Here is a 2,608-nt window from a genome sequence, read left to right on the forward strand (position 1 = left end):
ACGGGCGACGTGGACGCGCTCGTCGCGCTAGCCCAGGAAACGGGACCCGGTCTCACGACCTTCAAGCCCGACCGCGAGGCGCTCAAGGCGCGCATCGAGCGCACGCGGCGCACGCTAGCCGGTGAAGCCGCGCCGCGCGAAGCCGGCTACTTCTTCGTGATGGAAGACACGGCCACGGGCGACGTGGCTGGCGCATGCGGCATCGAAACGGCGGTGGGGCTCGAGCAGCCGTTCTACAACTATCGCGTGAGCACGGTGGTTCACGCGAGCCAGGAACTCGGCATCTGGACGCGCATGCGCGCGCTCAATATCTCGCACGATCTCACAGGCTACGCCGAAGTGTGCTCGCTGTTCCTTTCGCCGCGCTATCGTACGGGCGGCATGGGCAGCCTGTTGTCGCGCTCGCGGTTCATGTTCATCGCCCAGTTTCGCGAGCGCTTTCCCGAGCGCCTGTGCGCGGAGTTGCGCGGCCATTTCGACGCGGAGGGCACGTCGCCGTTCTGGCGCGCGGTCGGTTCGCACTTCTATCAAATCGACTTCAACGCCGCCGACTATCTCAGCTCGCACGGCCGCAAGTCGTTTCTCGCGGAACTCATGCCGCGCTATCCGGTGTACGTGGAGTTGCTGCCCGAGGAAGCGCAGGCATGCGTGGGCCTCACGCACGCCGACACGGTTCCCGCGCGCCGCATGCTCGAAGCCGAGGGGCTGCGCTACGAGAATCATGTCGATATCTTCGACGCGGGGCCGGTGCTCGAATGCCATATCGGGGATTTGCGCACGGTGCGCGACAGCGTGGTGGTGCCGGTCGAGATTGGCACGCCGCAAGCCGAAGCAGGCGTGCGCTCGCTCGTGTCGAATACCTCGCTGGGCGATTTTCGGGTGGGTTTCGCGCCGGGCGTGGTGCACGACGGCGTGTTCACGCTGAGCGCGCAGGAAGCGGCGGCGCTGAACGTCGCGTCGGGCGAGGCGGTGCGCGTGCTCGGCCAGGCACACAAGCAATAAGGACGAACATGAACGAGCTTTATATCGATGGGCAATGGTGCGCGGCCGCGGGTCCCGCATTCGCGTCGCGCAACCCCGGCACCGGCGAGACCGTGTGGAGCGGCAACGCCGCGAGCGCGGAAGATGTCGATCGCGCCGTCAACGCCGCGCGCCGCGCGTTTTCCGCATGGTCGCAAACGCCGCTCGAAACGCGCTGCGAGATCGCGAAGCGCTTCGCCGCGCTAGTCTCCGAGCGCAAGGAAGCGCTGGCCCAGGCGATTGGCCGCGAGACCGGCAAGCCGTTGTGGGAAGCGCGCACCGAAGCGGCCTCGATGGCCGCGAAGGTCGCCATTTCGATCACGGCCCATGGCGAGCGCACCGGCGAAAAGCGCACGCCGATGGCCGACGGCGTGGCCGTGCTGCGCCACCGCCCGCACGGCGTCGTCGCGGTGTTCGGGCCGTACAACTTCCCGGGCCATCTGCCCAACGGCCATATCGTACCCGCGCTCATCGCCGGCAACGCCGTGGTCTTCAAGCCTTCGGAGCTTGCGCCCGAAGTCGCGCGTGTCACGGTCGAACTCTGGCGCGAAGCGGGCTTGCCCGCCGGCGTGCTGAACCTCGTGCAGGGCGAGCGCGACACGGGCGTGGCGCTCGCGAACCATCGGCAGATCGACGGGCTCTTCTTCACCGGCAGCTCGGACACGGGCACGCTGCTGCATCGCCAGTTCGGCGGCCGGCCCGAGATCGTGCTCGCGCTGGAAATGGGCGGCAACAATCCGCTCGTCGTCGCGCCGGTCGAGGACATCGACGCGGCCGTGCACCACACGATCCAGTCGGCGTTTCTCTCGGCGGGGCAGCGCTGCACCTGCGCGCGCCGCATTCTGGTGCCGTCGGGCGAATTCGGCGACCGCTTTATCGAGCGCTTTGTCGAGGTGTCCTCACGAATCGCCGTGGGCGAATACAACGCCGATCCGCAGCCCTTCATGGGCGCGGTGATCTCGGCGCGCGCGGCCGCGAAGCTGATCGAGGCGCAAACGCTGCTGCTCTCGCGCGGCGCGAAGGCCTTGCTGCCGATGCAGCAGCGCGATCCGGCGCTCGGCTTTGTCACGCCCGGCATTCTCGACGTGACGGGCGTGGCCGATCTGCCGGATGAGGAGCACTTTGGCCCGCTGGCGCAGATCATCCGCTACGCCGGTATCGACGACGCCATCGCCCAGGCGAACAACACGGCCTACGGTTTGTCCGCCGGCCTGCTCGCCGACGATGCCGCGCTCTGGCAGCGCTTCTCGCGCGAAATCCGCGCGGGCATCGTCAACTGGAACCGTCCGACCAACGGCGCGTCGAGCGGCGCGCCCTTCGGCGGCCCGGGCCGCTCGGGCAATCATCGCCCCAGCGCGTTTTACGCCGCCGACTACTGCGCCTGGCCGATGGCCTCGGTGGAAAGCGCACAACTGCAGATGCCCGCGAGCGTTTCGCCGGGCCTTCAATTCTGAGGATCGACGATGAGCCATTCCGCAACCGGATCCAAGGCCACCCTGGAGGCCAATTTCGACGGACTCGTTGGCCCCACGCACAACTACGCGGGGCTGTCGTTCGGCAACGTCGCGTCGCAGAACAACGAGAAGTC

The 2,608-nt window shown here is 67.8% G+C and carries 3 protein-coding genes; all 3 read left to right on the plus strand.

Annotated features, from left to right (window positions below):
* Positions 1-1,002, plus strand: a 1,002-nt coding sequence (gene astA, locus VMJ11_RS09570) for an arginine N-succinyltransferase (protein WP_325619174.1), incomplete at its 5' end; no start/stop codon positions are given.
* An 8-nt stretch (positions 1,003-1,010) separates the two neighbouring features.
* Positions 1,011-2,474: a succinylglutamate-semialdehyde dehydrogenase gene (gene astD, locus VMJ11_RS09575; RefSeq protein ID WP_325619175.1), complete on the plus strand. Its 1,464-nt coding sequence runs from the start codon at positions 1,011-1,013 to the stop codon at positions 2,472-2,474.
* 9 nt (positions 2,475-2,483) lie between these two features.
* The coding region (locus VMJ11_RS09580) for an N-succinylarginine dihydrolase (RefSeq protein ID WP_325619176.1) at positions 2,484-2,608 on the plus strand (125 nt) is incomplete at its 3' end.

This window comes from Paraburkholderia sp., assembly GCF_035501035.1.
Classification (GTDB): Bacteria; Pseudomonadota; Gammaproteobacteria; order Burkholderiales; family Burkholderiaceae; genus Paraburkholderia.

What these genes read in the sequence shown, in the direction of transcription:
- astD (WP_325619175.1), top strand. Translation starts at nt 1,011, where the DNA reads ATGAACGAGCTTTATATCGATGGGCAATGGTGCGCGGCCGCGGGTCCC.